Origin of the sequence: Paracoccus sphaerophysae (genome assembly GCF_000763805.1) — a bacterium.
Lineage (GTDB): Bacteria > Pseudomonadota > Alphaproteobacteria > Rhodobacterales > Rhodobacteraceae > Paracoccus > Paracoccus sphaerophysae.
Genome location: NZ_JRKS01000016.1, coordinates 1 through 24,382, shown reverse-complemented (window position 1 = coordinate 24,382; position 24,382 = coordinate 1). Strand labels below are relative to the sequence as shown.

The following is a 24,382-nucleotide window of genomic DNA, read 5'->3' as shown; positions in this document are numbered from 1 at the left end:
CCCTCATGCCTGCGCGATGGCCAGCCATTCGTCCTCGTCGATGACGCGGATGCCCAACTCGGCGGCCTTCGCGGCCTTGGACCCCGCGCCCGGCCCCGCCACCAGCAGGTCGGTCCTGGCCGAAACCGAGCCCGCGACCTTGGCCCCCAGCGCCTCGGCCCGGGCCTTGGCCTCGGCCCGGGTCATCCGTTCCAGCGTGCCGGTGAAGACGAGGGTCAGCCCGGCGATGGCACTGTCCGCGGCGGCGATCGGCGCGGCCGGTTCCACGGTAAGATGCGCCAGCAGCCGGTCGATGGCGCCGCGCTCGGCCGGCTGGGTGAAGCTCGCGGCCAGCGCTTCGGCCAAGACGGCGCCGATGCCCTCGATGCCGGTCAGCTCGTCCCAGGCCGCGCGGGCGCCGTCGGGCAGAGGCTCGGCCGCCCAGACGGCGTTGCGGACCGAGGTCACCGCCGCGCGCCGCCCCTCGGATGCGGCGGCGGAGCGTTCGGCGGCGACGGCCTCCTCGGCGGCACGGTGGCGGGCGGCGGCGGGGGCGGCGGCATCCACGGCATCGCGGAACGCCGCCCAGGTGCCGTAATGGCGGGCCAGGGTCGCCGCCGCGACCTCGCCCACATGCCGGATGCCGAGCGAAAAGATCAGCCGCGCCAGGGGGATGTTGCGGCGATCCTCGATGGCGCGGAACAGGTTTTCGGCCGAGCGAGGGCCCCAGCCCTCGCGCGCCTGCAGCCGGCCCTCGTTGCGGTCGGACAGCGTGAAGATGTCGGCCGGTTCGCGGATCGGCAGTTCGGGGTCGGCATAGAACGCCTCGACCTGCTTCGCGCCCAGCCCCTCGATGTCGAAGGCCGCGCGGGACACGAAATGGCGCAGCTTCTCGATCGCCTGCGCCGGGCACACGAGCCCGCCGGTGCAGCGGCGCACGGAATCCCCCGGCTCGCGGATAGCGACGCTGCCGCAATCGGGGCAGGTTTCGGGAAACACATAGGGCGCCGGGTTGGTGCGCCGCGACAGGTCCACGTCGGCCACCTTGGGGATCACGTCGCCGGCGCGATAGACCTGCACCCAGTCGCCGACCCGGATGTCACGGCCGTCGCGGATCGGCTGGCCGCGGGAATCGCGCCCGGCGATATAGTCCTCGTTATGCAGCGTCGCGTTCGAGACGACGACGCCGCCGACCGTCACCGGCGCCAGCCGCGCGACCGGGGACAGCGCGCCGGTGCGCCCGACCTGGATGTCGATGCCTTCGAGCCGCGTCCAGGCCAGCTCGGCCGGGAACTTGTGCGCCAGCGCCCAGCGCGGCGTGGTCGCGCGGAACCCCAGCCGGCGCTGCAGCGCAAGGTCGTCGACCTTGTAGACCACGCCGTCGATGTCGTGGCCCAGCGTGGCGCGGGCTTGTCCGGTCTCGGCCCAATAGCCGATCAGTTCCTCGACCGTCCGGCACAGCCGCGGCCGGGTGGTCTGGAACCCCAGCGCCTCCAGCCGGGCGATGGCGCCGGACTGGGTGTCGGCCAGCGGCGCCGACAACTCACCCCAGCCATAGGCAAAGAAGCGCAGCGGCCGGCGCGCGGTGATCGTGGGGTCCAACTGGCGCAGCGAGCCGGCAGCCGCGTTGCGGGGGTTGGCAAAGATACGCTCGGCGCCCTCGGCATTCAGCGCCGCGAAGGCTTCATGGCTCATGTAGACCTCGCCCCGCACCTCGAGCAGGTCGGGCGCGCCCTCCAGCCGCTGCGGGATGTCGGCGATGGTCAGGGCGTTGGCGGTGACGTTCTCGCCGGTGGTGCCGTCGCCGCGGGTCGCGGCCTGCACCAGCCGGCCGCTTTCATAGCGCAGCGACAGCGACAGCCCGTCGATCTTGGGCTCGGCGGTCATCGCCAGCGCGGCGTCGGCGGGCAGGTTCAGAAAGCTGCGGATGCGGGCGACGAACTCGGCGACCTCGGCGGCCGAAAAGGCGTTTTCCAGCGACATCATCCGCTGGGCGTGGCGGACCTTGGCGAATTTTTCCGACGGCGCGGCGCCGACCTGCCGGGTCGGGCTGTCATCGGTCGCAAGCTCGGGATGGGCGGCCTCGATCTCGGCCAGGCGGCGTTTCAGCGCGTCGTAATCCGCGTCGGTCATCAGCGGCGCGTCGTCGGTGTGATAGGCGAGGTTCGCCTCGGCCAGGCGGGCGCGCAGGTCGGCCGCCTCGGCCGCGAGGTCCGGGGCAGCGCCCGGTGATGCGTCGTGCCGTGCTGCCATCTCGGTCCCCTTTCGGCGCTGCCCGAAGGTCTTACCGATCCGGCCCGCGCATTGTCCAGCGCCGCAGACGAAACGGCCCGCGCCGGGATCCGGCGCGGGCCGCACGGGTCCATGGAGGGCCGGTCAGCCGTCCACGTCGACCTGCTGGATCAGCTTCAGCGCGTCGGGGCGCAGGCGGCTGATCTCGGTCAGGTCCACGCTGTCGGGGGTGAACTCGCCCCAGCCCTTGACCAGTTCGGACCGCTCGACCCCGGCCTTGATCGGGAATTCATGGTTGGTCTCGGCATAGATCTTCTGAGCGGTGTCGCTGGCCAGGAACTCCATCAGCTTCAGCGCCGCGTCCTTGTTCGGCGCCGACTTGGTCATCGCCACGCCCGAGACGTTCACATGCGTCCCGCCACCCTCGAATTTCGGGAACACGATGCGGACCGATTCCGCCCAGGGCTTCTGTTCCGCATCCTCGAGCATCTTGCCCATGTAATAGGTGTTGCCCAGCGAGATGTCGCATTCCTTGGCCCAGATCGACTTGACCTGCGCCCGGTCGCTGCCCTCGGGCTTTTTCGCCAGGTTGGCCTTGATCCCTTCCAGCCATTTCACCGTGTCCGCCTCGCCGTGATGGGCGAGGAAGGCTGCGACCAGCGCGACGTTATAGTCGTCGGTGAACGGCCGGGTGCAGATGCGGCCCTTCCATTTCGGATCGGCGAGATCCTCGTAGGTCGTCACCTCGCCGTCCTGCACGCGCTCCTTGCTGGCATAGACGATGCGGGCGCGGGTGGTCAGCCCGTACCACTGGTGGTCCTTGTCGCGCAGGTTTTCCGGGATCGCCGCGTCCAGCGCCGCGTCCTCGACCGGCTGGGTGATGCCGGCATCCTTGACCTCGCCCAGCCGCGCCACGTCCACGGTCAGGATCAGGTCTGCGGGCGAGCGGTCGCCCTCGGCCTTGAGCTTCTCGACCATGCCCTTGTCCACGAAGGCCACGTTGACCGGGATGCCGGTCTCGGCCGTGAAGGCGTCCAGCAGCGGCTGGATCAGCTCGGGCTGGCGGTGCGAGTAGATGTTCACTTCCTCGGCCAGCGCCGGGATCGCGGTCGAGCCGATCAGGGCGGCAAGCAGCAGTCGGGTCATTGCAGGTTCCTTCCGTCAGGTGACTGGGCGCAGGGATGCGCAAAGACGTGGGGGCCGTCAATACCTGAGCTCTTTTATCGGACACATTTCCGCGACGCCCCGGGGCAGCGGCGCCGATGACCTGCCAGCGGCGGACCCGGCGCATCACCCGCTTCGTTGACGCCCCGCGGCGGGCGCGGTAACCGCCCCGCATCATGGCGCGCGCACCCCTTCTGCAACTCTCCGGCATCTCGCTGACCTTCGGCGGCAACCCGGTCTTCGATGACCTGTCCCTGACCGTGCAGGAGGGCGACCGCGTGGCGCTGGTCGGCCGCAACGGGTCCGGCAAATCCACGCTGATGAAGGTCATGGCGGGCCTCGTCGAACCCGACCGCGGCGAGGTGATCGTGCCCGCCGGCACTCGTGTCGGCTACATGGAGCAGGACCCGGACCTGTCGGCCTTCGCCACGCTGGGCGATTTCGCGGCCGCCGGGGTGGGCGAGGCCGAGGCGTGGCGCGTCGCCGCCGCGGCCGAGGGGCTCAAGTTCGACCCGGCCCGGCCTGTCGCCACCGCTTCGGGCGGGGAACGCCGCCGGGCGGCGCTGGCGCGGCTGCTGGCCGAGGCGCCCGACCTGATGCTGCTGGACGAGCCGACCAACCACCTGGACATTCAGGCGATCGGCTGGCTGGAAAGCACCCTGTCGGAAAGCCGCGCGGCCTTCGTGCTGATCTCGCACGACCGCGCCTTCCTGCGCCGGCTGACCCGCGCGACGCTGTGGATCGACCGCGGCGAGATGCGCCGCCAGGACAAGGGCTTCGACGCCTTCGAGGACTGGCGCGAGACCGTCTGGGCGGCCGAGGACGAGGCCCGCCACAAGCTCGACCGCAAGATCAAGGCCGAGGCCCGCTGGGCGGTGGAAGGCATCAGCGCCCGGCGCAAGCGCAACCAGGGCCGGGTCCGCGCCCTGGCCGCGCTGCGCGCCGAACGCGCCGGCCAGATCCGCCGCCAGGGCACCGCGGCGCTGGCGCTGGACAGCGCCACCCAGTCGGGGCGGCGGGTGATCGACGCCAGGGGCATCGCCAAGTCCTTCGGGGACCGGGTGATCCTGCGCCCCTTCGACCTGCGGGTGATGCGCGGCGACCGGGTCGCCTTCGTCGGCCCGAACGGGGCCGGCAAGACGACGCTCATCAAGATGCTGACCGGCGAGATCGCCCCCGACAGCGGCTCGGTGACGCACGGCACCAACCTGGACATCGCGGTCTTCGACCAGGCCCGCGCGGCGCTGGACGAGACCGCCTCGCTGTGGGATTCGCTGACCAACGATCCGCAGATGCGGGTCTCGGGGCGGTCGGACCAGGTCATGGTGCGCGGCCAGCCGCGGCATGTCGTGGCCTATCTCAAGGACTTCCTGTTCGACGACGCGCAGGCCCGCGCCCCGGTCGGCAGCCTGTCGGGCGGCGAAAAGGCGCGGCTGCTGCTGGCGCGGATCATGGCCCAGCCCTCGAACCTGCTGGTGCTGGACGAACCGACCAACGACCTGGACATCGAGACGCTGGACCTGCTGCAGGACGTGCTGGGCGATTATGATGGCACGGTGCTGCTGGTCAGCCACGACCGCGACTTCATCGACCGGGTGGCCGATACCACCGTGGCGATGGAGGGGGACGGTCGCGCGGTGATCTATGCCGGCGGGTGGAGCGACTATCAGGCGCAGCGCGGCGAGGATGCCCCCGAGCCGGCCCCTGCCGCGCCCCGGCCGGGGGGGCCGTGGGACGGGGCGCCGGCGCCGGCGGAACCGGCACGGGTTGGCCTCAGCTTCACCGAGCGGCACCGGCTCGAGTCCCTGCCCGCCGTGATCGAACGGCTCGAGGCCGAGATCGGCAAGCTGACCGAGTTCCTTTCGAACCCCGACCTGTTCCAGACCGCGCCCGCCAAGTTCGCCAAGGCGTCCGAGGGTCTGGCCGAACGCCAGCAGGCGCTGGCCGCGGCCGAGGAGGAATGGCTGGACCTGGCCGAGCGGGCCGAGGGGTAATCAACCGGACAAGCGGGGACCGACGATCCGGGGTTGCGCGCCAAAATGATGATATACCGCGCTGATGGCCTCGGCCCCCGCTGCAGGGCACGCCGCCCGTCCCGCCGAGACCTCCGCTTCGGCGCAGGCCGCCGAACACAGCCACGACCATGCCCACGACCACAGCCACGACCACGCCGCAGCCCTGACCGACGGCAAGACCGTCGCACAGGGCTATTTCGACGACGCCCAGGTCCAGGCGCGTCCGCTGTCCGACTGGCAGGGCGACCGGCAGTCGGTCTATCCGCATCTGATGGCCGGCACGCTCGACCCGGGGACGAAGGCCAAGGCGGAAAAGGGTGACAAGACCCATGCCGAATACCGCGCCTATTACGAAACCGGCTACGAAACCGACGTGGACCGCATCGAGATCGACGGCGACAAGGTGACGTTCCACCGCGCCACGGGGGCGGTCACGGGCCAGTATGCCGATGGCGGGCACGAGGTGCTGACCTTTGACAAGGGCAATCGCGGCGTGCGCTACAGCTTCCGCAAGGTCGACGGCGATGCGGCGGCGCCGGGCGATATCCGGTTCGGCGATCACAAGATCGCGCCGGAAAAGGCCGATCACTATCATCTCTACTGGAGCCATCTCTACTGGGGCGACGACCGCGCCGCCGTGCTGGCCGAACCGACCAAGTGGCCGACCTACTACCCCTGGCGGATGGACGCGGCCGCGGTGCTGGCCGAGATGCTGGCCCACTAGGCCGCCTCGGTCCCGCCACAGCCGACCCCGGCCGGACTTGCCGGGGTCGGCAGCACGCCTTATTGACTCGGGCTTCATCGACTTGGCCCTCATTGACTTGAGCCGCCGAATCCTTCATATACCCGCGACCGGCCGGGCACCTGCCTTGGGCCGGACATTCATTTTCAACGATCACCCGTCCAGGGGTGCGCTGTCCGAGGCAAGGGGGAGACCCCGCCGAACGCCGGGAAAACCGGGGCCACAGGGCGCGGCAAGGAAGAAAGACGATACGATGTTCGCAGTCCTCAAGACGGGCGGCAAGCAGTACCGGGTTCAGTCCGGCGACGTGCTGCGCGTCGAGAAGCTGGCCGCCGAAGCCGGCGACAAGGTGCAGTTCAACGACATCCTGATGATCGGGTCCACCATCGGTTCGCCGCTGGTCACCGGCGCCGGCGTCGTGGCCGAGGTCATCGACACCATCAAGGCCGACAAGGTCGTCACCTACCACAAGCGCCGCCGCAAGCACTCGTCGCAGCGGACCCGCGGCCACCGCCAGCAGCTGACCCTGCTGCGCGTCACCGACCTGCTGGAATCGGGCGCCGACCGGTCGGATGTCAAGGCAGCCGTTGGCGCGCGCTCGGGCAATGGCCCGCGCGTCAAGGGCGATGATCGCTATGCGATGAACAAGACCGACCAAGCCGAGATGGCGCGCCGCGTCCAGTCCGGCGAGGCTGCGGAAAAATCGGCTGAAGCCGACGACAAGGCCGCGCCGTCGCCCGTCCAGCCCAAGAACCTGATGCAGTCGGCCCGTGACGGCCGGGCCGACGATCTCAAGCTGATCAGTGGTATTGACGCTACGACAGAATCGCTGCTCAACGAAAACGGCGTTTATCACATCGACCAGATCGCTTCGTGGAACGGCCGCGAGATCGCCTATATGGACGACAAGCTGTCGCTGGGCGGCCGCATCCAGAGCGAAAAGTGGAAACAGCAGGCGAAAAAGCTCGCCGCGGAAAAGGAGGCCTGAGCCATGGCACACAAGAAAGCAGGCGGCTCGTCCCGTAACGGCCGCGATTCCGCCGGCCGGCGCCTTGGCGTCAAGCTGTTCGGCGGCCAGTCGGTCATTCCCGGCAACATCATCGTCCGCCAGCGCGGCACCCAGTGGTGGCCGGGCAGCAATGTCGGCATGGGCCGCGACCACACCCTGTTCGCCCTGACCGAAGGCACGGTGACGTTCCGCAAGGGGCTGAAAGGCCGAACCTACATCTCGGTCCAGCCCGCCGCCGGCGCGGCCGAATAAGCCGATCGACAGCGAAAGAGCTGCAAGGGGGATCGGCAGGGCCGGTCCCCCTTCCCCGTTCGGCATGCGTCATCCCTGTTGCCGGCCGGTCCGGCAGCACACGTTTTCCGAAGGCATCGCAATGGACGACACCACTTTGACGCTGAGCAGCCAGCCCGAGATCCGGACCGATCGTTTCCTGCTGCGCCCGCTGCGGAACTCGGATGCCGGGCTGATCCAGCATTACACCTCGGACCGCCGCGTGGCCGAGGGCACCCGCGCCATCCCCCACCCCCTGCCCCCCGGTGCCGCCGAACAATATGTCGCGCGCGCCATCGCCGCGGGCCGGCACGAGGATGTGTGGGCGATCGACGCGACCGGGTCGGGCCTGGGCGAACTGCTGGGTGTCGTGTCGCTGACCCGGGTCGAACCCGAACAGTCGGAACTGGGGTTCTGGATCGGCTCGGGCTTCTGGAACACCGGCCTCGCCACCGAGGCGGTGCAGGCGCTGGTCGCGGCCAACCCGCACGGCTCGCGCACCCTGTTCGCCGAGGCGTTCCAGGACAACCCCGGCTCGGCCAAGGTGCTGACAAATTCCGGTTTTTCCTATCTGGGCGACGCGGAAAGCTGGTCGGTCGCGCGCAATGCGCGGGTCCCGACCTGGACCTATCTGCGCAAGATGGCCTGAGCCGGCCCGGCGGCCGGCGCGCTCATACCTTCAGCGCGATGCCGTTGTTGCCGGCGCTGACCGCCACCGAGTCGATCCGCTCCAGCGCCGCGGCGCTGATCGGGAAGGCTACGGTGATCGTGTCCGGACCCGGTTGCGCCGGCAGCCGGGCCGAGCGGTCATCGGACAGCGGCGGCGATCCGACCAGCCGCAGCCGCAGCACCCCATTAGCATCGGGGCGGACCCGCCCCTCGGGCTGGGGCGTCTCGGTCACCAGCGCCACGTCCCACCAGCCCTTGGTCGGCGCAATGGCGGTCACGACCAGCAGCCGACCCTCGACCGTCGGTTCCCAGCGGGCCGACAGCACCTGCGGCACGGCAAGGCGCTGGTCGGTGCGGGCATAGCCGCCCTTGGGCTCCAGCGTCTGCGGGCCGCGCTGGCCGCCACCGCCGAACCAGCCCAGCGGGTTCCAGCCGCTGCCGCCGCCGCCGCCGCACCCGGCCAGCAGCGCACAGATCGAAACCAGGCAGAGGGAACGGAGCATGGATCACGGCCTTTCGTTCAGCGTCGCCCAACTGATAGGCGATCGCCCGGCCTGCCGGAAGGGGTCGCTTTGACCTCGGCGCGCCCGCGCGCTATCGACCGGGCAAGCGAAAGGACGGATCATGGCCACCGCAGCCTTTGAAGAGATCGCCGAGACCTTCGAGTTCCTGGACGACTGGGAGGATCGCTATCGCCACGTCATCGAGCTGGGCAAGGCGATGCCGGCGATGGACCCGGCGCTGCAGGTCCCGGCGACCAAGGTCGAGGGCTGCGCGAGCCAGGTCTGGATCCTGCCGCAGATCGCCGGGGGCCGGTTCGATTTCCAGGGCGACAGCGACGCGCTGATCGTGCGCGGCCTGATCGCGGTGCTGCATGCGCTGTATGCCGGGCTGCCGGTTGCCGAGGTCGGCGCCGTGGACGCGCCGGCCGAGCTGGCGCGGCTGGGGCTGGACGCGCATCTGTCGGCGCAGCGGTCGAACGGCCTGCGGGCGATGGTGGCCCGCATCCGCGATAGCGCCGCGGCGGCGTAAGGCCCCCGCGGCCCTACAGCCCCAGCTTCTGCGCCACCAGCTCGTTGACCGCCGCGGGGTTGGCCTTGCCGCCGGTCGCCTTCAGCACCTGCCCGGTGAACCAGCCCGCGAGCTTTGGGTTGGCCTTGGCCTTTTCAACCTGTGCCGGGTTGGCGGCGATGATCTCGTCCACCGCGGCCTCGATCGCGCCAAGGTCGGTGACCTGCTTCATCCCGCGCGCGGCTGCGATCTCGGCCGGATCGCCGCCCTCGGTCCAGACGATCTCGAACAGGTCCTTGGCCATCTTGCCGGAAATCTCGCCCGAGGCGATCAGGTCCAGCACCCCGCCCAGCTGCACGGCCGACACCGGGCTGTCGCCGATCCCCAGACCTTCCTTGTTCAGCCGGCCGAACAGTTCGTTGATGACCCAGTTGGCGGCCTGCTTGCCGTCGCGGCCCTGCGCCACGGCCTCGTAGAAATCGGCGTTCTCGACCTCGGCGGTCAGCACGCCGGCGTCATATTCCGACATCCCCAGTGCCTGCACGAAGCGCGCCTTCTTCTCATCCGGCAGCTCCGGCATCGAGGCCGCGATGTCGTCCACCCAAGCCTGCTCGATTTCCAGCGGCAGCAGGTCGGGGTCGGGGAAATAGCGATAGTCGTGCGCCTCTTCCTTGGACCGCATCGACCGCGTCTCGCCCTTGTCGGGGTCATACAGGCGGGTTTCCTGCACGATGATGCCGCCATCCTCGAGAATGGCGATCTGGCGGCGGGCCTCGTACTCGATGGCGGCCTGGATGAAGCGCAGCGAGTTCATGTTCTTGATCTCGCAGCGGGTGCCCAGATGGCTGAAATCCTGGGTCTCCTGATAGCGCTCGTAATCACCCGGCTTGCAGACCGAAACGTTCACGTCGGCGCGCAGGTTGCCGTTCTGCATGTTGCCGTCGCAGGTGCCGAGATAGCGCATGATCTGGCGCAGCTTGGCGACATAGGCGGCGGCTTCCTCGGGGCCGCGGATGTCGGGACGGCTGACGATCTCCATCAGCGCGACGCCGGTGCGGTTGAGGTCCACGAAGGACAGCGCCGGGTCCATGTCGTGGATCGACTTGCCGGCGTCCTGTTCCAGGTGGATGCGCTCGATCCTGACCCGGCGGGCGACGCCGGGGGCCATGTCGACGATGATCTCGCCCTCGCCGACGATGGGGTGGTAAAGCTGCGAAATCTGATAGCCCTGCGGCAAGTCGGGATAGAAATAGTTCTTGCGGTCGAAGGCGCTGACCAGGTTGATCGCCGCCTTTAGCCCCAGCCCGGTGCGCACCGCCTGCGCCACGCAGAATTCGTTGATGACCGGCAGCATCCCCGGCATCGCTGCATCCACGAAGCTCACATTGCTGTTCGGCTCGGCGCCGAACTCGGTCGAGGCGCCCGAGAACAGCTTGGCGTTCGAGGCGACCTGCGCGTGGACTTCCAACCCGATCACCAGTTCCCAGTCGCCCTTGGCCCCGGCAATGACCTTGGGTTCGGGGGCGGTATAGCTGAGGTGGTCGAGCATGATCGGGGTCCTTTGGGCTGATCCCCGGGTTTTAGGGCCGCCGCGCGAAGGGGGCAAGGTCGGGTTGGCGCGCCGGCCGCCCAGGTCATCGCGGCGCTTTCCGCGCCGCAGCGCAGCGGTTAGGATGCCCGCGACAACCGCCGGGACCGCCGCATGACCCGACCCTTCCGCCGCCGGGTGCTGTATCTGCCCGGCTATGACCCGATCCCACCGCGGCGCTACCGCGAGCTGTACCGCCGCGAGGGGGCCGCGCAGGCGACGATCTCGGGCTATCGTCTGGACTTCGGGGCGCGCCGCGACCGGACCGGTTTTGGCTGGGGCGTGACCGGAGCGTTCCCGCAGGGCGAGGCGCAGGCGGATATCGAGGTGCTGGTCTGGGCCGACGTGGTGGCGGGCTCGATGGGCCGGTCGATCCCGGCGACCTACGGCCAGCTGGTGCGCACCGCCTGGGCCTATATCGGCTCGGGCGCGCTGTGCCGGCTGATGCGGCTGCGGCGCGGGCCGGTAATCGCGGCGCTGTATCCCATCGCCGTGCTGCTGGCGCAGCTGGCGGCGGCGCTGGCGCTTGCCGGGCTGCTGTGGTGGGCGGGCGCGGTCTGGCTGCACTGGCTGCCGGGGCTTGCCGCGGGGCTCGCCGCCGCGGCCGCGCTGCTGTGGTGGTTCCGGCGCATCGACGGCCGGATCTTTGCCTATTACCTGATGCACGATTATGCCTTCACCGCCCAGGACGGCGGCGCCTATCCGCCGGCGCTCGAGGCCCGGATCGCCGCCTTCGCCGACCGCGTGGCCGAGGTGCTGGCCGGCGACTGGGACGAGGTGCTGGTCGTCGGCCACTCTTCGGGCGCTTATCTGGCGGTGTCGGTGCTGGCCGACCTGATCCGCTCGGGCCGCGCGCCGGAGGATGGGCGGCTTGCGCTGCTGACGCTGGGCCATGTGGTGCCGATGGCGTCCTTCCTGCCCAACGCCGGCCGGCTGCGCGACGACCTGCGGTACCTGTCCGCGCGGCCCGAGGTCGCTTGGGTCGATGTCAGCGCGCCGGGCGACGCCTGCTGCTTTGGCCTCTGCGACCCGGTGTCGGTGTCGGTGGGCGAGCCTGCCGGCCGGCGCGGCCCGCTGGTCCTGTCCGGCGCCTTCACGCAGACCCTGTCGCCCGCGGCACAGCGCGCCCTGCGCGGGCGCTGGTTCCGGCTGCATTTCCAGTATCTGTGCGCCTTCGACCGGCCGGGCGATTATGACTACTTCGCCATCACCGCCGGCCCGCTGCGGCTGGCCGACCGATTTGCCGGCCGCGCCCATTCCCCCGGCCGCATCGCCCGCGCCGTGAACGACTGGCCGGGACGAAAGGACGGTACGCCGTGAAGCCGTCGCGCCTCCCGGGGGTTTCACACCCCCGGACCCGCGGCGCCTCCCGGGGGTTTCACACCCCCGGACCCCCGTGGGATATTTCCGCAAAGAAGAAGCGAGTGAGCGCCGGTGATTCCGCCCAAGCCTGAGGCCGCCGAGGGGCGCGGCACGGTGCTGCGCTATGCGCGGCGGTTCCGGCGCGACCTGCTCTCGGCGCTGCCGGCGCGGCTGTATCGCGCCTGGATGGCCGATTTCCGCAGTCCGCTGCTGCGGAGCGTGCTGTGCAACGACCCGGCGCTGGTGCGGCTGGTGCTGCAGGATCGGCCCGCGGATTTCCCGAAATCCGACCGGTTGCGCGAGGGGCTCGCGCCGCTGCTGGGGCAGTCGGTCTTCGTCACCAACGGCGCGCTGTGGGAACGCCAGCGCCGGATCATCGACCCCGCCTTCGAGGGCGGCCGCCTGCGCGAGACCTTCCCGGCGATCCGGGCCGCCGCGCTCGCCGCCGCACGCCGGATGGCGGCGCAGGCCGGCGCCGAGATCGACGTCGAGCCCGAGACCAGCCATGCCGCCGCCGACGCGATCTTCCGCACGCTGTTCTCGATCCCCATCGAGCACGACACCGCCGCCCGCGTGTTCGCCGCCTTCCGCGCCCACCAGGACGCCCAGCCGATCGTCAACCTGGCGGCGCTGGTGCCCCTGCCCCGCTGGCTGCCGCGCTTTCACGGCCGCCGCACCCGCCGCACCGCGGCCGAGATCCGGGGCCTGATCGCCGGGCTGGTCCGGGACCGCGCGGCCGAGATCGCCGCCGGGACCGCGCCCGACGATCTGGCGACCAAGATCATGACCACCCGCGACCCGGTGACGGGCCAGCGGTTCAGCCCGGCCGAGATGGTCGACCAGGTGGCGATCTTTTTCCTCGCGGGGCACGAGACCTCGGCCAGCGCGCTGGCCTGGGCGCTGTGGCTGCTGGCCGCCGCCCCCGACTGGCAGGACCGCGTCGCGGCCGAGGCGCGCGCGGTGCTGACCGACGACCAGCCCGACTTTGCCGCCGTCTCGCGGTTGCGGACCGCCCGCGCCGTCTTTCGCGAGGCGATGCGGCTCTATCCTCCGGTCCCGATGATGGTGCGCGAGACGACGCGGCCCGAACATTTCCGCGACCGCGACCTGCCCCGCGGCACCCAGGTGGTGCTGTCGCCCTGGCACCTGCACCGGCACGAGCGGCTGTGGGACGATCCCGACGGGTTCGATCCGGGCCGCTGGGACACCGACAACGGCCGGGCCTGTGCGCGCAGCGCCTATATCCCCTTCAGCGCCGGGCAGCGGGTCTGTCCGGGGGCGGGCTTTGCGATGGTCGAAGGGCCGCTGATGCTGGCGCTGATCTGCCGCGACCTGCGGCTGGCGCCGGGCGCGACGGTCCCGGTGCCGGTGGCGCGGCTGACCGTGCGCGGGCAGGACGGGATCATGCTGCGTCTGGACCGGCGTTCTTAGGCGGCCGGCGGCCTAGCGCTCGCGCCAGCGGCGATACAGCCAGACCAGCGCGACGGCCCCGGCGATGGCGCCAAGCGCGCCGGCGAACATGCCCAGCAGCCGGATGACGACCCAGAAGCCGATGCCGCCGACCACGCCGCCGACGGCGCCGATCACCGCGGCCTGCAACGCAGGCTCGCCGTCCCGGTCCGACAGGATCCAGCCGGCGACCGCGCCGATGAAGGCAAAGATGAGGATCATTCCGCGACTATCTGCAGCGCCTCCGGTGCCGTCAAGCGGGGTGCGGAGCGGCCCTGACCGCTTCGGGGGTCGGACCCTCTGCACGCGGGTCATAGCCGAACCGGCCAAAATCCTCGGCATAGAACCGGGCCACGACGTCCCGGACCGCCGCGCGCCTCGCCACGCGCATCTGCCCGCGGGGCAGAGAGACGTTTTTCCGCCCCAGCGGCGTCCGGTCCAGCCCCCAGTCCCGCTGCAGGTCGGCCAAGTCGGCGGCGACGGATTCGAGCCGTAGCACCCGCACCCGGTCCGCCGAGGCCGTCCCTGCCAGATGGTCCGCCTGCGGGCCGCAGATGCAGCGCGAGGTCGGGCAGGCGCCGATGCCGGCGTTCGGCCAACCGCATCAGCAGCCCGGCCCGCAACCGGCCGCGGATTGGCGACAGCCGCGCCGGCGGCAGCTTGCGCGAGGCCCATGCGCCGAGGAACCGCCGTTCGGGATGCCGGACCACGGTGAAGATGCGGAAATCATCGGGCACCGGCCCGCCGAACACCAGATCCTCAATCTGCGCCAGCGTGCAGTGCTGGTTCGCCCGCGCCAGCAGGCTGTGAGCGGGGTTCGAGAAGCTCCCCAGCGCCCCGCGTTCGTCCCAGCCGAGCCTGAAGCCGCGCGGGAGCCATCGTTCGATGAACGCGCCGCCGGTCTTGGGGATATGGACGAAGACGTTTCGGCGCGACAGGTCGATCATTCGCCCTGCCTGGCAGCCCCGCCTTGACGCCCGGTGAATCGCCGCTCAGTCGAGGATAGGCGGGCCGCCGGGCTCGCGCAGATCGCGCACCCCCATCCTCAGCCCGGCACCGATCCGGTGGGCCAGCGCCGACCACGCCCGCGCCGTCTCGCGCGGCAGCACCCGGATCAGCGTCGCGTCGAACAGCATCAGCCAGTCGTCGAAATGCTCGGGCCGTACGTCGCCCGCCTGCATGTGGACCCGCATCGGATTGCCGTCATAGCCGCGCTCGTACATGATCGCGTTGCGCCAGAAGGCGGCGATCCGCGCCTCGTGCGCGGGCCAGTCGGCGACGTGGCGGGCAAAGACCGGGCCCAGCACCTCGTGCCGGCGCACGGCGGCATAGAAGGTGGCGACGACGCGGTCGATCTGCTCGGGCGTGACGGGAAAGCGGGGCGGGATCATGGGATGGATGTGGCGCGACGGGGCGGCCGGGGCAAGGTGGCAGAACCGCGCATGAGCGTCACCGTCCGGCCCGACCCCGACCTGCCCGCGGTGCTCGACCTGCTGGCGCGCGCCTTCCCGGGCGAGGATCTGCGCCCGCTCGTCTTGGCACTGGCCACCCGCGCAGATCAGGTCGTGTCGCTTGGCGCGGTCCTTGACGGCGCGCTGGTCGGCCATGTGATGCTCACCCGCTGCGCCACGCCGGGCGACCCGGCCGGGGCGCTGCCCGGGCCGCTGTCGGTCGACGCCGAGGTCCTGGGGTGCGGCATCGGCCCGCCTCTCGTGACACCGGGCTGGCCCGGCTGGCTGAGGCCGCGGTGCGGCAGGTCTTTGTCCTCGGCGATCCGCGCCTCTGCGGCCGCCTCGGCTTTGCCGCGGAATCGCAGGTCCTGCCGCCCTGCCCCCTGCCGGTCGCATGGCGTGACGCCTGGCAATCCGGATCATCGCCGGCCACCCGCTGACCCCCGGCCGCCTGACCCTGCCCGCGCCGTGGCACGACCCCGCGCTGTGGAATGACGCCGGCTGACGCCCGGTTTTTCTTTGCTCAAGCCCCCTTGCGCCCCCGCGGCCTTGCCGCTACATCGCCCCGCACGGTCAAAAACCGACCGGCCGGCGCTGTGGTAGCTCAGTGGTAGAGCACTCCCTTGGTAAGGGAGAGGTCGAGAGTTCAATCCTCTCTCACAGCACCATAACTTAGCGGCTTCCGTGGCCTCTGGGCGCACAGTTATCTGCACAGTTATTTCCTCCGTTCGATGATTTCGACCGCCCGCTCCTGATGGTGCGGGCTGTGGTGCCAGTAGTGCTTGCGGATCGTCTCGGCCGAGGTGTCGAAGTATTCGGCCGCATCCTCGACCTGCATCCCGTCCTTGATCGCCCAGGTGATAGCCGTGTGTTTCAGAACGTGCGGCGTGACCCCTTCCAGCCCCGCCCGCGCTGCGGCCTTGGCGATGCCGGTCTTGACGCTGGCGACGGCCTTGCCCCGGAACATCACGACATGCGTCCCGCGCCCGCCTGCCCAGCGGCGCATGTGCCCCTTGAGCTGCCGAGGCAGGCGGACCCGCCCGCGCCGCTTGTTGGTCTCGGATTGACCATCGGCGCGGAACCGAATCGTGCCGCCGACCAGATCGACCCTCGTCCAGATCAGCTCCAGCACCGCCGACGCCCGGCGTCCGGTGTAGATCGACATGATGATGAACCGGCGAATGTGCGGCTCCGCGTGACGGATCAGGCAGGCAACCTCGTCCCGCGTCAGCCAATGGTCACGCGGCTGGCCTGCCTCGGGCAGGGTGACGGAAATAGGGTGGATCAGCAGCCCTTCGTCATGGGCATAGTTCAGGGCGGCTTGCAGAACACCCAGATCGCGCCGGACGGTCGAAGGCCCGGCCGACCGCAGCCGGGTAAACTCCTTGCCCGTCCTGGTCGTGGTCGTCACCGGGCGCGGCTTGGCCCGCTCCTTGGCATAGAGGCGGCAGGTGGAGCCTTTGACGGCATCACAAGTCAGGTCGCCCCAGAACGGCGCGAGGGCCTGCACCGAATAGACCAGCGTCCCGACAGAGCGGATCGCGCTCGACTTGTCGTCAACATAGCGGGCCAGCACCTCCCCCACCGTCAGTTCCCCCGGAAGTGCCGGACCTCGGCGCTCGGGCGGCTTTCGGGCCGCGAGGTAGTGCGCGAGAGCTGTTTCAGCCTCTCCACGCTGTTCAAAGCCAAAGCCTGTCCGCTGTTGGGCGTTGCCGTCGCGGATAACCCATTGCCGCTCGTCCTTGCGGAAGTAGAGGCGGGCAGGCTTTCGGTGTCGGGGCATTGCAGAAACTCCATGATCGCCGGCCAGGTCGTGAAATACCGCTTGCCTATCTTCTTGGCCCAAAGCTGCCCCGCGACCCGCGCCCGGCGCAGGGACGAAACCGTCACCGCGCTGTGCAGCTGCGCCGCCGCCTCCTCGAAGGTCAGCAGCGCAGGCCCGGTCTCGCTGGCAATGCTCGGGCGGGCGGTCATGGATCAGTCCTCGGCGTCGTCGGGGTGGACGTAGGTCGCTGCCAGCTTCTTGAACTGGTGGGCGATGTTCTTGTGCATCTGGCGCAGGTCCAGGGTCTCGACGCCGATCGGCTCCGACTTGCCCAAGCGGAACTCGATCAGCGATTGCAGATCAGACGGCGCGCAGACATGGCGGCGGCGGAAAGCATCGCGGACCAGCAAGACCTCTTGCAGGTCGGGATAATGGCGCATCACGCTGACCAGCTCGCAGGCCAGCTCGCCAGCCTTGGCCGGCGGGATGCCTTCGTCGGTCAGGTGCCCATACAGCCACAGGCCGAACACGTCGCGGGCGGTAAAGACACGGGCGCGGCCATAGACGGGCGGGGCGCAGGGATAGTCGCCGCGGGCGACCGCTTCATTGAAACGCTGCTTGTTCACGAACGCCACTTCGCAGGCGTAGGTGCTGGACATGGTGGGTTCGATATTCATGGCATTCTCCATCTGTTGCAACGACAATAACACGGAACGATTGCCGCCGCAACAGATTGTTTCGGCCATTAATCAGCCCGCCGCCCTCCACGCCGCCTCGTAAGCATCGCCAAGCTTCCGGCATTGCCATTTGAGCGCGTCCCGCAGTCCGATCAGCCCGTTGCGAGCGTCCGTCTCATCGCCGGACAGGCGGTCGGCGCTCATCGTGCAGAACGGCTCCGCGACCACGGCCAGCGCACACAGAAGGTTGTCCAAGTCGTTCAAGGCTTCCTCCACCTCGAACAGCGCGTCTTTCATGCTGGGCATCACGCGGCTTCCCCTTTCGGCAGATTCACCACATCCAGTGCTTTTTCGAGAACGGCGATCATGCCGATCAAGACGGCGAGCAGCTCGCCGGTCGCCTTTTCTTTGGCTAGGCCATTGCTCACCAGCATCTCGACCGCCTCGGCCACAGCTACCGCTTGCACAGCGCCCGCGTGGCAGTCTGATAGGTGGCGCTCCAAGACGTCAGGCAAGCCGGGGCCGTTGGCGCAGGCGCGTTGATTCGTCGTCATTGTCAGGGTCTCCGTCAGGTCTGGGGTTGGGTTTCGCGGTCCATCCGCTCGCGCACGGCGCGGATCACTTCGCTGTTCTGGCTCGACTGGTTCAGCGCCGACTGCGCCGCGATCCATGCTTTCAGGTCAGCGGGCAGGCGAAGCTGCATCGGTTTGCGGTCGGTCATAGCGGCCTCATTATGGCAACTTGCCATGCTCTAACATGTGGCAGGTTGCCAGCATTGCGTCAAGAGAAAATATAGTGGCAGGTCGCCAGTATGAACGCTGCTCCCTCACAGTCCCAAGATAAGTTCATCGTTCGCCTGCCCGATGGCATGCGGGAACGGATCAAGGCGGCTGCGGATGCAAACAAGCGGTCGATGAACGCCGAGATTGTGGCGCGACTTGAGGAAACGTTCGCGCCGCCGATCGACCTTCCGCCAGAAGAAATCCAGCTCGACGATGAAGAGCTTGTGCGAATGGACCGAATCATGCGTGAATTTGCAGAGCTGTTGGCCAATCGACGGTCGCGCGGGTTGGATGAACCGATGCGCTTACCCCCTAAGAACAAACTAGAGAGGGACTAATGGCAGAGCATGATTTCAAAGTCGGCGATCTTGTGCGCCTCAAGTCCGGAGGGCCGCTGATGACATATAGTGGCGATGCCCAGTTCGGCGGTGCGCTTTGCGTGTGGTTTGAAGGCAACAAAAAGTTTGCTGAACAGTTCGACCACGCCATCATTGAGAAGTCGTCGAAGCCGCCGGTCGGGGTTGTTGGGGTTCGACGTAGTTAACAGAAAAGCCGGCCGCAACATCCCGCTGCGACCGGCCCTTTGCCCTGACGCGGGCGGCGCTTACACGCGCCAATCCCGGCCTCTCCGCCGGGTGTGTGCTGGCCCCGCTTCGGACGTGCCAGCCTGCGCCGCGCCCCCGTAGGAGGAAGAGGCCGCGCCATGACGGGGTTTTCGGCCATGTCGAAGCCGGGCACTCACCGTCTTGTCCCAGGTGCTTCGCGGGCCTCTCAATCCGCAGGGCGCACCTCGGCCCTGTCTCGTCATTCCTGCCAGTCGATGAAGGTCATGGCGTCTTGCAGGCTTGCGCCGTCCAGACCCGCCTCCTTCGCGGTCGCATAGGCTTGCAGCATCGCCCCGAACGCCCGCGCCTTGCCGCCGTGGTCGAAGGCTTGCATGGGCCGCACCACGTCCAGCTTCACCGTCTGGCCTAGCTTGGCGGTCGCCTCGTCCGCGACCAACAGGGCGATCGGTTGCAGCACGAGCTGCGCCAGATGCCGCTGCGCCTCGCGCACCAGCGGCCCCGTGGTCGCCGGGTTCACCAGGGCGGGCAACACTCCGTAGGCCATCAGGATCGCGCCACGGGCCGCCTCCAGCGTCTCCGCTGGCATCGCCCGTTGCAGGTCCGGGGTCAGCCCCTCGACCTTCTTCTCAAGCTGCGGGTTCATCCCCGCCGCCGTCGCCTGCGCCACGCCCTCGACCACCAGCGACTGCCCGCGCGCACCACGGAATGACCGCCGCAGCGCCGCCATGTCCTCGCTGGACGAATCGGGCAGCGGGATGATCTGCGACCCGATAGGTGCATCCCGCCACACGTCGCGCAATGCGCCTTCGACCTGTTGCAGAAGCTCGGCCGACAGGCTGGCCCGGTGCAGGGGCGAGGTGCCCGCCCAGGGCGTCACGGGCGAGCTGCCGATGCGGACGTGCAGCACCTCGGCCGCCAGCACCGTCTGCGACCGGCCCCCGCCGACCTCGGACACGCTGACCCGGTAGGCGGTAGGCTCGCCGTCGCGGGTTTTCATGTCCCAGTCGGTGACGGGCAACAGCCTGTCCCGGATCAGGAACACCGCCTCGCCACGCAGCGCCAGCGACCGCGCCAGCATCGCCAGCGACCGCCGGTCCAGCAAGTCGGTCCCGGTCACGTCCGCCAGGGTGAAGCCGCTTTCCCACAGCGACACGCAGCTCTGCACCGTGGCCGTCAGCTCGGCCGTGCAGGATCGACCCGACAGCCATTCGGCGCGGGCCGCGACCAGATCGGCGGTGTAGCCCATCGCCACGGCGCGGGTTTCGCTCTCCCCAGATTTGGGGACTCCCCGCCGGAACAAATCCATGATGCCCATCACAGCCTCCAACGGTTCAGCGCGTTGACAGCTCGCGCGGTGTGTTCACAGACGGGCGACCAGTTGCGGGCCTCGACCTGCGCCTCGGGATAGGCCGGGCGGGTCACGACGCTGACCTCGAACAGGTCCGCCCCGGTGATGGTCCGCAGGATGCCGCCGCTGCGCTGTTCGATCCGCTCGCCCCCACGCGGGACGCGGAAGCCCGGCGACAGCCCCCGGATCAGCCCGGCCGCGTTCGCTGCCAGGAAGTCCCGTGCCCAGGACGTGCCCCCGTCGATGGTCGCCTCGATCGTCACCGCGTCGTCGGCGTCGGTGATGGTCAGGTTGCCCGCCGACCGGCTCGCCAGCGGCCGGTCATAGCTGTGACCGGCCAACAGGTGGATTTCGTCGCCGCCGTCGATCCGGCCAGCGAAGGCGCGGGGGGCGATCCGCTCGAACCGCCCCGGCGCGATCTCCGTCTCCCGGTCATAGGGGAAACGGGCCGTCAGGCGGGTTGCCCCGCCCTCCGACCGCAGCTCAAGGCTGCCGTTGAACGCCCCCCACAGCATCAGCCGGCCAGCCCCGTCAGGATGGCAATCTGCGACCCGCGCGCCACCGTCACGTCCGCCGTCATCAGCGCGGTCAGGCGCAGGGTGCCGGATTGGGCATCGCTGAAACGATCAGAAATCACGTCCAGCCCGCCCCAGATGCCGACATAGAACGGGGCGACGCCGCCGGTGTTGGTCGTCATAACCGCCGTGCCATCCGGCAGGGTGGGCGCCAGCGCGATCTGCGAAGCCGGGATGTGCTTGGTGAGCCGGTCCCATTGGCTCACCGCCGTGCCGGCGATCAGGTCATCGTCCAGGTCCGCCCAGATGGCCGGATCGAAGGCCACCCGGATGTCCCCCGGCGACTTGACCAGGTTGCCGTTCATGAAGGCCACCGACGCGGTGCGGAACCCCGCCCAGCTCGCCGCCCCGGCGGGCGTGCTGGCAATGCCGTAGGTGCTGGCTCCGGTGATGATGCCGAGCGGCTGCCCGTTCGTCCCGCTGCCCATCAGAATCGCCCGGTCCAGCTCGGTCTGCACCGCCGCGTTCATGTCGCGCCGGATCGCAGCCTCCAGCCCGTCGCCGGCCTGCTTGAGAGCCTTGCGGGTGATCCGCATGTGAACGCCCAGGGTATGGTCTGGCTCCAGCATCCGCTCCGCGAAGTCGAACGGCTGCGGGCCGGGAACGTCCGCACCCTCGGTCGGTGCCCATCCCGCAATCGCGCCCGCCGTGGCAACCGGGATCGCCACCGCGCCGGACGTGATGTTGATGACCTCGCCGCCCAGCCGGGACGCCACCGAAGCGGGGAAGATGCGGTCGATCAGCGGCCGGATCGTGACGGGTTTCGGCACGTCCGCGCTGGTCGTGGTGCCCGCCACCAGCTCGCGCTGTTCCAGCGCCCCCAGCGGCACGGGGATGCCCCGATAGCCGCCGTGCGAGCGCATTTCCTCGACCACATCGGCCGTCTTGCCCGACAGGCTCCGGCCTTCCTCGATCGCGGCGACCACTTGGCGCAGCTCGAAGCCGGCCACCAGGTCCGACCACTCGCGGCCCGAGCGGGTCTCCAGATCGGCCCCGGCCTCACGCCGCTCGGTGTCCTCGGCGGTCAGGGCCGCGCGATAGCGGGTTTCGTTGGTCCGATACTCGGCGTCAAGCGCCTCCATCGAACGGGTTTCCTCGTCGTTCGGGGTGTCCTTCCCGACCAGGGTTGCAAGCTGCTGCCGGATTTCCGACTGGCGGCGCGCGATCTTTACAGAGTCCAGCATGATTTACCTCTTTGCTCGACAGGTTGATTGTCGGCCATCAGTTGGTTGACAGCCTTCCGCCATCCGTGGCGGTCATATGCGGGGGGCTTGCGGCCCACCTCGGCATGGGTTTTCCCGGCATGGCAGGACGGGCAGAGCGCCTGACAATTCGCGGGGTCGTAGGCCAGATCAGGGCGTTTCCTGACCGGCTCGATGTGGTCGATCTCAAGGCGGCCCCGGTTCTTGCCGCAGAACCGGCACTTGAAGCCGTCACGCTCCAGCACCGCCATCCGCAGCGATTTCCAGCGCGGGCCGCGAGTGATGTGCTTGCTGTGGCGGATCAGGCCCATGCGACCCTCGCTTTTCGCTCGGGCTGCGCCAGCATCCGCTGTCCCTGCGCCACGGCCAGCACCGTTGCCGCCGCCGCGTCGATGCGGCCCAGGCTGCGCGCCTTCGCCAGCTTGGCGTTGCCAGCCGGGTCGTTCAGCACGATCGCGTCGGACATGGCGGACCGCAGCAGCAGCGACGGCGCGCCCTTGATCTCGCCGTCAAACAGCGCCCGGCGGAACCGCTCGATATCCTCGCTGCCGTCCTTCCAGCCGAAGCCGCGATAGATGAACGGGACGCGGCCCACCCCGGCCTTGTCCATTGCCTCGGTGAACTCTGCATGGCGGAAGCGGTCGCCAACGATGCAGGCCGGGGTGACTCCCTCGATCCGCCGCACCACCTCGGCCAGCCACGGGCCGGGCGGGACGGTCGCCTCGCCCATCACCGACAGCTCGCCCCGCTCGTTCATCTGCACATACCGGTCGGACACGCCATCAGCGGCCCCACGATCCGCAAGGCCGGGGGTGCCGGGGAAGGTGCCCAGAGCCTCAAGACGCCCCGTCTGCGGCCAGTAGAACGCCGCTGCGCTCATGCTGCGGCTGCCGCCAAGGTCCACGCCCAGGATCCACGGCCCCTCACGCGGCGGCAGGGCGTCGGGATCGACCTCGGATGCCAGCCACTCGTCCACCGTGACCAGCAGGCTGCGGTCCTCGGTGCTGACCCGCTCGTTGCGGTTGAGGTTGCGGAAGCTCGATAGGGCCGACCCGCCCCGCGCAATCGCCCGCTTGGCCTGCGCCACCAGCCATTCCGGCGTTGACCCGATGCCCTCGACCGCGCCGGGGTTTGCCTCCAGCAGCGACGGCAGATCGTCGGCGGGCAGGCCGAAGGCGGGCCGATGTTCCTGCACATAGGTCCCAGGCGGCGGCTCATCCAACCAGCGGCTGAAGGTGTTGGCGTCGTCGGCCGCGCTGGTCGAGATGATGAGCGCCCGCCCGTCCCGCTTCCCGAGGCCCGACAGGATCGCGTTCTCCAGGTTGTCGCCCTTTTCGCGTTCCCACGCGGCCCGCTCGTCCATGATCGCCAGCGTCGGCGCACCGCCCAGGATCGACTTGCCGTCCGCCGCGATGCAGCGCGCCAGCCCGCCGCCGTTGCCCTCGAACTCGACCTCCAGCTTTGACCCGCGGCGGATGACGAACTGTTCGCGCTGGTCCTCGTCCAGTCCCTCGATGAAGCCGACCAGGAAGCCGAAGGCGACCTTCGCTTGGTCCCGGTTCCGGGCCGCCATGATGATCTCGCGCTTGGGCTGGTCATCCCACGCCCCGACCAAGTGCCCCAGCGCCAGCCCCGCCGACACAGCGGTTTTTGCGTTCCCGCGCCCGATCGACAGGACGCCGACCATGACGCCCTCGGCCAGCGCCCCGCGCACGAACTTGCGCTGGAACTCGGCCAGCTTGAGCGGCTGCCCGGCCAGTTTCCCCTCCGGGATTTTCAGCCCTTGCAGAAACCGGATCGCGTCCTCGGCCAGTTTCGACCCCGTGAGAGAGAGCGGAACAGGTGGACGGCGGTATCTTGATACCGCAGAAGTCTCCGGATTGGGACCAGCCTTGCGCGGGCGCTTAGGCGTCGTCATGCGCGCACCCGGCGATAGCGGGCCGCTATGCGGGCGGCGGCTGGGGTCAGGCCGGGCTTGGCCTCCACGTCGCCCCTGTGGTCATAGGCGAAGGCGGCTTGCTCCAGCACGGCCAGTTGCAGGTCGTCGGGGACAGCGGCCGAGGTGTCACCGAAGCCCGCGTCATAGGTGACGTGCAGCGCGCCTGTGTAGGGCGTCGGCAGGGCGATCCGGGGCCAGCGTCCGCCCTCCAGCGCCCCCAGCGCCTCGAAGCCGTTGACAGTCACCACGCTGTCGGGTGCGAGCGGGCCGACCGGCAGGTGAAAGGCGGTTGCGTCCTCGACCTCGGCCCATGCCGCGATGGTCTGCCGGGTCAGGGCGATCTCGCAGTATGCCTCGATCTCTCGGGCTGCGGCCATCACCAGACGTTGGATCAGCATGTCCTCGTCGTCGTGCATGACGCGCAGATGGTCCTTGGCGTCGGCCAGCGAGACGGGCGCGGCGAGGGTAGGGGTGCGGGTGTAGGTCATCACCACATCTCCGATTCATACGCTTCAGGATCGGCGTGCACCCCGCCGCCGAGGGCGGGTGCAACGCCAGGGGTATTAGGGGAGAGTGTCGCCCCCCCG

The 24,382-nt window shown here is 69.4% G+C and carries 29 protein-coding genes and 1 tRNA gene; 11 read left to right on the top strand and 19 right to left on the bottom strand.

The annotated features are described in order from the left end of the window. Positions 1 to 3 precede the first annotated feature (3 nt). Both ligA and IC63_RS06935 read right to left on the bottom strand, forming a co-directional pair. A complete protein-coding gene (gene ligA, locus IC63_RS06940; RefSeq protein ID WP_036718382.1) occupies positions 4 to 2,232 on the bottom strand; it encodes an NAD-dependent DNA ligase LigA in 2,229 nt (742 codons plus the stop codon). Between the two features lie 123 nt (positions 2,233 to 2,355). After that, entirely contained in the window at positions 2,356 to 3,357 is a 1,002-nt protein-coding gene (locus IC63_RS06935) for a Fe(3+) ABC transporter substrate-binding protein (RefSeq protein ID WP_036718381.1), read from the bottom strand. A gap of 194 nt (positions 3,358 to 3,551) precedes the next feature. Here IC63_RS06935 and IC63_RS06930 point away from each other — a divergent pair, with 194 nt between their 5' ends. The 5 genes from IC63_RS06930 (at position 3,552) to IC63_RS06910 (ending at position 8,060) form a co-directional block, all read left to right on the top strand. Further along, the gene (locus IC63_RS06930) at positions 3,552 to 5,369 is read left to right on the top strand and encodes an ABC-F family ATP-binding cassette domain-containing protein (protein ID WP_036718377.1); all 1,818 of its coding nucleotides are present in this window, start codon (positions 3,552 to 3,554) and stop codon (positions 5,367 to 5,369) included. Positions 5,370 to 5,433: 64 nt separating this feature from the next. Further along, on the top strand, positions 5,434 to 6,114 hold the full coding sequence (locus tag IC63_RS06925) for a ZinT/AdcA family metal-binding protein (RefSeq protein WP_036718376.1): 681 nt from the start codon (positions 5,434 to 5,436) through the stop codon (positions 6,112 to 6,114). 271 nt (positions 6,115 to 6,385) lie between these two features. Beyond that, complete coding sequence (gene rplU / locus IC63_RS06920) at positions 6,386 to 7,120, top strand: 50S ribosomal protein L21 (protein ID WP_036718374.1); 735 nt, start codon at positions 6,386 to 6,388, stop codon at positions 7,118 to 7,120. 3 nt (positions 7,121 to 7,123) lie between these two features. Then, positions 7,124 to 7,393, top strand: coding sequence for a 50S ribosomal protein L27 (gene rpmA, locus IC63_RS06915; RefSeq protein ID WP_036718372.1), 270 nt, complete (start codon positions 7,124 to 7,126; stop codon positions 7,391 to 7,393). Positions 7,394 to 7,514: 121 nt separating this feature from the next. Beyond that, a complete protein-coding gene (locus IC63_RS06910; protein WP_156965395.1) occupies positions 7,515 to 8,060 on the top strand; it encodes a GNAT family N-acetyltransferase in 546 nt (181 codons plus the stop codon). Between the two features lie 22 nt (positions 8,061 to 8,082). On the opposite strand, the gene IC63_RS06905 is transcribed toward IC63_RS06910, so the two are convergent. After that, positions 8,083 to 8,583, bottom strand: coding sequence for a hypothetical protein (locus IC63_RS06905; protein ID WP_052041932.1), 501 nt, complete (start codon positions 8,581 to 8,583; stop codon positions 8,083 to 8,085). Between the two features lie 121 nt (positions 8,584 to 8,704). On the opposite strand from IC63_RS06905, the gene IC63_RS06900 reads away from it, so the two are divergent. Continuing rightward, positions 8,705 to 9,112: a SufE family protein gene (locus IC63_RS06900; protein WP_036718371.1), complete on the top strand. Its 408-nt coding sequence runs from the start codon at positions 8,705 to 8,707 to the stop codon at positions 9,110 to 9,112. A gap of 13 nt (positions 9,113 to 9,125) precedes the next feature. On the opposite strand, the gene gatB is transcribed toward IC63_RS06900, so the two are convergent. Continuing rightward, positions 9,126 to 10,640 (bottom strand): Asp-tRNA(Asn)/Glu-tRNA(Gln) amidotransferase subunit GatB, encoded by a 1,515-nt coding sequence (gene gatB, locus IC63_RS06895; protein WP_036718369.1) that lies wholly within the window; start codon positions 10,638 to 10,640, stop codon positions 9,126 to 9,128. 153 nt (positions 10,641 to 10,793) lie between these two features. Here gatB and IC63_RS06890 point away from each other — a divergent pair, with 153 nt between their 5' ends. Further along, positions 10,794 to 11,999, top strand: coding sequence for a hypothetical protein (locus tag IC63_RS06890; RefSeq protein ID WP_036718368.1), 1,206 nt, complete (start codon positions 10,794 to 10,796; stop codon positions 11,997 to 11,999). A 114-nt stretch (positions 12,000 to 12,113) separates the two neighbouring features. Beyond that, the gene (locus IC63_RS06885; RefSeq protein ID WP_036718367.1) at positions 12,114 to 13,472 is read left to right on the top strand and encodes a cytochrome P450; all 1,359 of its coding nucleotides are present in this window, start codon (positions 12,114 to 12,116) and stop codon (positions 13,470 to 13,472) included. A gap of 12 nt (positions 13,473 to 13,484) precedes the next feature. Here the strand turns inward: IC63_RS06885 and IC63_RS06880 are convergent, their stop codons facing one another. The 3 genes from IC63_RS06880 to IC63_RS19225 all read right to left on the bottom strand — a co-directional run bounded on the left by IC63_RS06880 (position 13,485) and on the right by IC63_RS19225 (position 15,097). Then, positions 13,485 to 13,712, bottom strand: coding sequence for a hypothetical protein (locus IC63_RS06880; RefSeq protein ID WP_036718366.1), 228 nt, complete (start codon positions 13,710 to 13,712; stop codon positions 13,485 to 13,487). Between the two features lie 89 nt (positions 13,713 to 13,801). Further along, positions 13,802 to 14,437 (bottom strand): hypothetical protein, encoded by a 636-nt coding sequence (locus IC63_RS18015; protein ID WP_156965394.1) that lies wholly within the window; start codon positions 14,435 to 14,437, stop codon positions 13,802 to 13,804. A 45-nt stretch (positions 14,438 to 14,482) separates the two neighbouring features. Further along, a complete protein-coding gene (locus IC63_RS19225; RefSeq protein ID WP_408633547.1) occupies positions 14,483 to 15,097 on the bottom strand; it encodes a group III truncated hemoglobin in 615 nt (204 codons plus the stop codon). A 437-nt stretch (positions 15,098 to 15,534) separates the two neighbouring features. Between IC63_RS19225 and IC63_RS06865 the strand changes: the two genes are divergently transcribed. Then, a tRNA-Thr gene (locus tag IC63_RS06865) sits at positions 15,535 to 15,609 on the top strand. Positions 15,610 to 15,656: 47 nt separating this feature from the next. Here the strand turns inward: IC63_RS06865 and IC63_RS06860 are convergent. The 6 genes from IC63_RS06860 to IC63_RS06840 form a co-directional block, all read right to left on the bottom strand. Beyond that, complete coding sequence (locus tag IC63_RS06860; protein ID WP_052041931.1) at positions 15,657 to 16,526, bottom strand: tyrosine-type recombinase/integrase; 870 nt, start codon at positions 16,524 to 16,526, stop codon at positions 15,657 to 15,659. A 2-nt stretch (positions 16,527 to 16,528) separates the two neighbouring features. Then, positions 16,529 to 16,915 (bottom strand): hypothetical protein, encoded by a 387-nt coding sequence (locus IC63_RS18445; RefSeq protein ID WP_036718362.1) that lies wholly within the window; start codon positions 16,913 to 16,915, stop codon positions 16,529 to 16,531. Positions 16,916 to 16,918: 3 nt separating this feature from the next. Continuing rightward, positions 16,919 to 17,383, bottom strand: a complete 465-nt coding sequence (locus tag IC63_RS06850) for a hypothetical protein (protein ID WP_156965393.1) — start codon at positions 17,381 to 17,383, stop codon at positions 16,919 to 16,921. Positions 17,384 to 17,455: 72 nt separating this feature from the next. Beyond that, positions 17,456 to 17,680 carry a hypothetical protein gene (locus IC63_RS06845; protein WP_156965392.1) on the bottom strand — a complete coding sequence of 75 codons (225 nt, stop codon included), beginning with the start codon at positions 17,678 to 17,680 and terminating at the stop codon, positions 17,456 to 17,458. An 8-nt stretch (positions 17,681 to 17,688) separates the two neighbouring features. Beyond that, positions 17,689 to 17,937 (bottom strand): hypothetical protein, encoded by a 249-nt coding sequence (locus IC63_RS18010; RefSeq protein ID WP_156965391.1) that lies wholly within the window; start codon positions 17,935 to 17,937, stop codon positions 17,689 to 17,691. A gap of 14 nt (positions 17,938 to 17,951) precedes the next feature. Beyond that, entirely contained in the window at positions 17,952 to 18,104 is a 153-nt protein-coding gene (locus tag IC63_RS06840) for a hypothetical protein (RefSeq protein WP_036718357.1), read from the bottom strand. A gap of 90 nt (positions 18,105 to 18,194) precedes the next feature. Here IC63_RS06840 and IC63_RS06835 point away from each other — a divergent pair, with 90 nt between their 5' ends. Both IC63_RS06835 and IC63_RS17395 read left to right on the top strand, forming a co-directional pair. After that, positions 18,195 to 18,503 (top strand): Arc family DNA-binding protein, encoded by a 309-nt coding sequence (locus tag IC63_RS06835; RefSeq protein ID WP_052041930.1) that lies wholly within the window; start codon positions 18,195 to 18,197, stop codon positions 18,501 to 18,503. Beyond that, positions 18,503 to 18,709, top strand: coding sequence for a YodC family protein (locus IC63_RS17395; RefSeq protein ID WP_036718355.1), 207 nt, complete (start codon positions 18,503 to 18,505; stop codon positions 18,707 to 18,709). Before IC63_RS06835 ends, IC63_RS17395 begins: the two co-directional genes overlap by 1 nt. Before the next feature lie 260 nt (positions 18,710 to 18,969). On the opposite strand, the gene IC63_RS06825 is transcribed toward IC63_RS17395, so the two are convergent. The 6 genes from IC63_RS06825 to IC63_RS16935 are packed head-to-tail and all read right to left on the bottom strand — an operon-like array spanning position 18,970 to position 24,283. Further along, positions 18,970 to 20,046, bottom strand: a complete 1,077-nt coding sequence (locus tag IC63_RS06825) for a phage portal protein (protein ID WP_036718353.1) — start codon at positions 20,044 to 20,046, stop codon at positions 18,970 to 18,972. Then, positions 20,046 to 20,594, bottom strand: a complete 549-nt coding sequence (locus IC63_RS06820) for an HK97 family phage prohead protease (protein WP_036718349.1) — start codon at positions 20,592 to 20,594, stop codon at positions 20,046 to 20,048. Before IC63_RS06820 ends, IC63_RS06825 begins: the two co-directional genes overlap by 1 nt. Next, positions 20,594 to 21,838 (bottom strand): phage major capsid protein, encoded by a 1,245-nt coding sequence (locus IC63_RS06815; protein WP_036718347.1) that lies wholly within the window; start codon positions 21,836 to 21,838, stop codon positions 20,594 to 20,596. Before IC63_RS06815 ends, IC63_RS06820 begins: the two co-directional genes overlap by 1 nt. Next, positions 21,823 to 22,167: an HNH endonuclease gene (locus IC63_RS06810; RefSeq protein WP_036718345.1), complete on the bottom strand. Its 345-nt coding sequence runs from the start codon at positions 22,165 to 22,167 to the stop codon at positions 21,823 to 21,825. Before IC63_RS06810 ends, IC63_RS06815 begins: the two co-directional genes overlap by 16 nt. Further along, positions 22,158 to 23,774, bottom strand: a complete 1,617-nt coding sequence (locus IC63_RS06805) for a terminase large subunit domain-containing protein (RefSeq protein ID WP_156965390.1) — start codon at positions 23,772 to 23,774, stop codon at positions 22,158 to 22,160. Before IC63_RS06805 ends, IC63_RS06810 begins: the two co-directional genes overlap by 10 nt. Next, positions 23,771 to 24,283: a head-tail connector protein gene (locus IC63_RS16935; protein WP_052041929.1), complete on the bottom strand. Its 513-nt coding sequence runs from the start codon at positions 24,281 to 24,283 to the stop codon at positions 23,771 to 23,773. Before IC63_RS16935 ends, IC63_RS06805 begins: the two co-directional genes overlap by 4 nt. Between the last annotated feature and the right edge of the window lie 99 nt (positions 24,284 to 24,382).

Bases quoted from the DNA above. Each gene is read 5' to 3' on its own strand.
- ligA (WP_036718382.1), bottom strand. From the start codon at position 2,232: ATGGCAGCACGGCACGACGCATCACCGGGCGCTGCCCCGGACCTCGCG.
- IC63_RS06935 (WP_036718381.1), bottom strand. From the start codon at position 3,357: ATGACCCGACTGCTGCTTGCCGCCCTGATCGGCTCGACCGCGATCCCG.
- IC63_RS06930 (WP_036718377.1), top strand. From the start codon at position 3,552: ATGGCGCGCGCACCCCTTCTGCAACTCTCCGGCATCTCGCTGACCTTC.
- IC63_RS06925 (WP_036718376.1), top strand. From the start codon at position 5,434: ATGGCCTCGGCCCCCGCTGCAGGGCACGCCGCCCGTCCCGCCGAGACC.
- rplU (WP_036718374.1), top strand. From the start codon at position 6,386: ATGTTCGCAGTCCTCAAGACGGGCGGCAAGCAGTACCGGGTTCAGTCC.
- rpmA (WP_036718372.1), top strand. From the start codon at position 7,124: ATGGCACACAAGAAAGCAGGCGGCTCGTCCCGTAACGGCCGCGATTCC.
- IC63_RS06910 (WP_156965395.1), top strand. From the start codon at position 7,515: ATGGACGACACCACTTTGACGCTGAGCAGCCAGCCCGAGATCCGGACC.
- IC63_RS06905 (WP_052041932.1), bottom strand. From the start codon at position 8,583: ATGCTCCGTTCCCTCTGCCTGGTTTCGATCTGTGCGCTGCTGGCCGGG.
- IC63_RS06900 (WP_036718371.1), top strand. From the start codon at position 8,705: ATGGCCACCGCAGCCTTTGAAGAGATCGCCGAGACCTTCGAGTTCCTG.
- gatB (WP_036718369.1), bottom strand. From the start codon at position 10,640: ATGCTCGACCACCTCAGCTATACCGCCCCCGAACCCAAGGTCATTGCC.
- IC63_RS06890 (WP_036718368.1), top strand. From the start codon at position 10,794: ATGACCCGACCCTTCCGCCGCCGGGTGCTGTATCTGCCCGGCTATGAC.
- IC63_RS06880 (WP_036718366.1), bottom strand. From the start codon at position 13,712: ATGATCCTCATCTTTGCCTTCATCGGCGCGGTCGCCGGCTGGATCCTG.
- IC63_RS18015 (WP_156965394.1), bottom strand. From the start codon at position 14,437: ATGATCGACCTGTCGCGCCGAAACGTCTTCGTCCATATCCCCAAGACC.
- IC63_RS19225 (WP_408633547.1), bottom strand. From the start codon at position 15,097: ATGGCCGACCAGCGCGCCGTCAAGGACCGCGCCAAGCGACACGACCTG.
- IC63_RS18445 (WP_036718362.1), bottom strand. From the start codon at position 16,915: ATGACCGCCCGCCCGAGCATTGCCAGCGAGACCGGGCCTGCGCTGCTG.
- IC63_RS06850 (WP_156965393.1), bottom strand. From the start codon at position 17,383: ATGAATATCGAACCCACCATGTCCAGCACCTACGCCTGCGAAGTGGCG.
- IC63_RS06845 (WP_156965392.1), bottom strand. From the start codon at position 17,680: ATGAAAGACGCGCTGTTCGAGGTGGAGGAAGCCTTGAACGACTTGGAC.
- IC63_RS18010 (WP_156965391.1), bottom strand. From the start codon at position 17,937: ATGACGACGAATCAACGCGCCTGCGCCAACGGCCCCGGCTTGCCTGAC.
- IC63_RS06840 (WP_036718357.1), bottom strand. From the start codon at position 18,104: ATGACCGACCGCAAACCGATGCAGCTTCGCCTGCCCGCTGACCTGAAA.
- IC63_RS06835 (WP_052041930.1), top strand. From the start codon at position 18,195: ATGAACGCTGCTCCCTCACAGTCCCAAGATAAGTTCATCGTTCGCCTG.
- IC63_RS17395 (WP_036718355.1), top strand. From the start codon at position 18,503: ATGGCAGAGCATGATTTCAAAGTCGGCGATCTTGTGCGCCTCAAGTCC.
- IC63_RS06825 (WP_036718353.1), bottom strand. From the start codon at position 20,046: ATGGGCATCATGGATTTGTTCCGGCGGGGAGTCCCCAAATCTGGGGAG.
- IC63_RS06820 (WP_036718349.1), bottom strand. From the start codon at position 20,594: ATGCTGTGGGGGGCGTTCAACGGCAGCCTTGAGCTGCGGTCGGAGGGC.
- IC63_RS06815 (WP_036718347.1), bottom strand. From the start codon at position 21,838: ATGCTGGACTCTGTAAAGATCGCGCGCCGCCAGTCGGAAATCCGGCAG.
- IC63_RS06810 (WP_036718345.1), bottom strand. From the start codon at position 22,167: ATGGGCCTGATCCGCCACAGCAAGCACATCACTCGCGGCCCGCGCTGG.
- IC63_RS06805 (WP_156965390.1), bottom strand. From the start codon at position 23,774: ATGACGACGCCTAAGCGCCCGCGCAAGGCTGGTCCCAATCCGGAGACT.
- IC63_RS16935 (WP_052041929.1), bottom strand. From the start codon at position 24,283: ATGACCTACACCCGCACCCCTACCCTCGCCGCGCCCGTCTCGCTGGCC.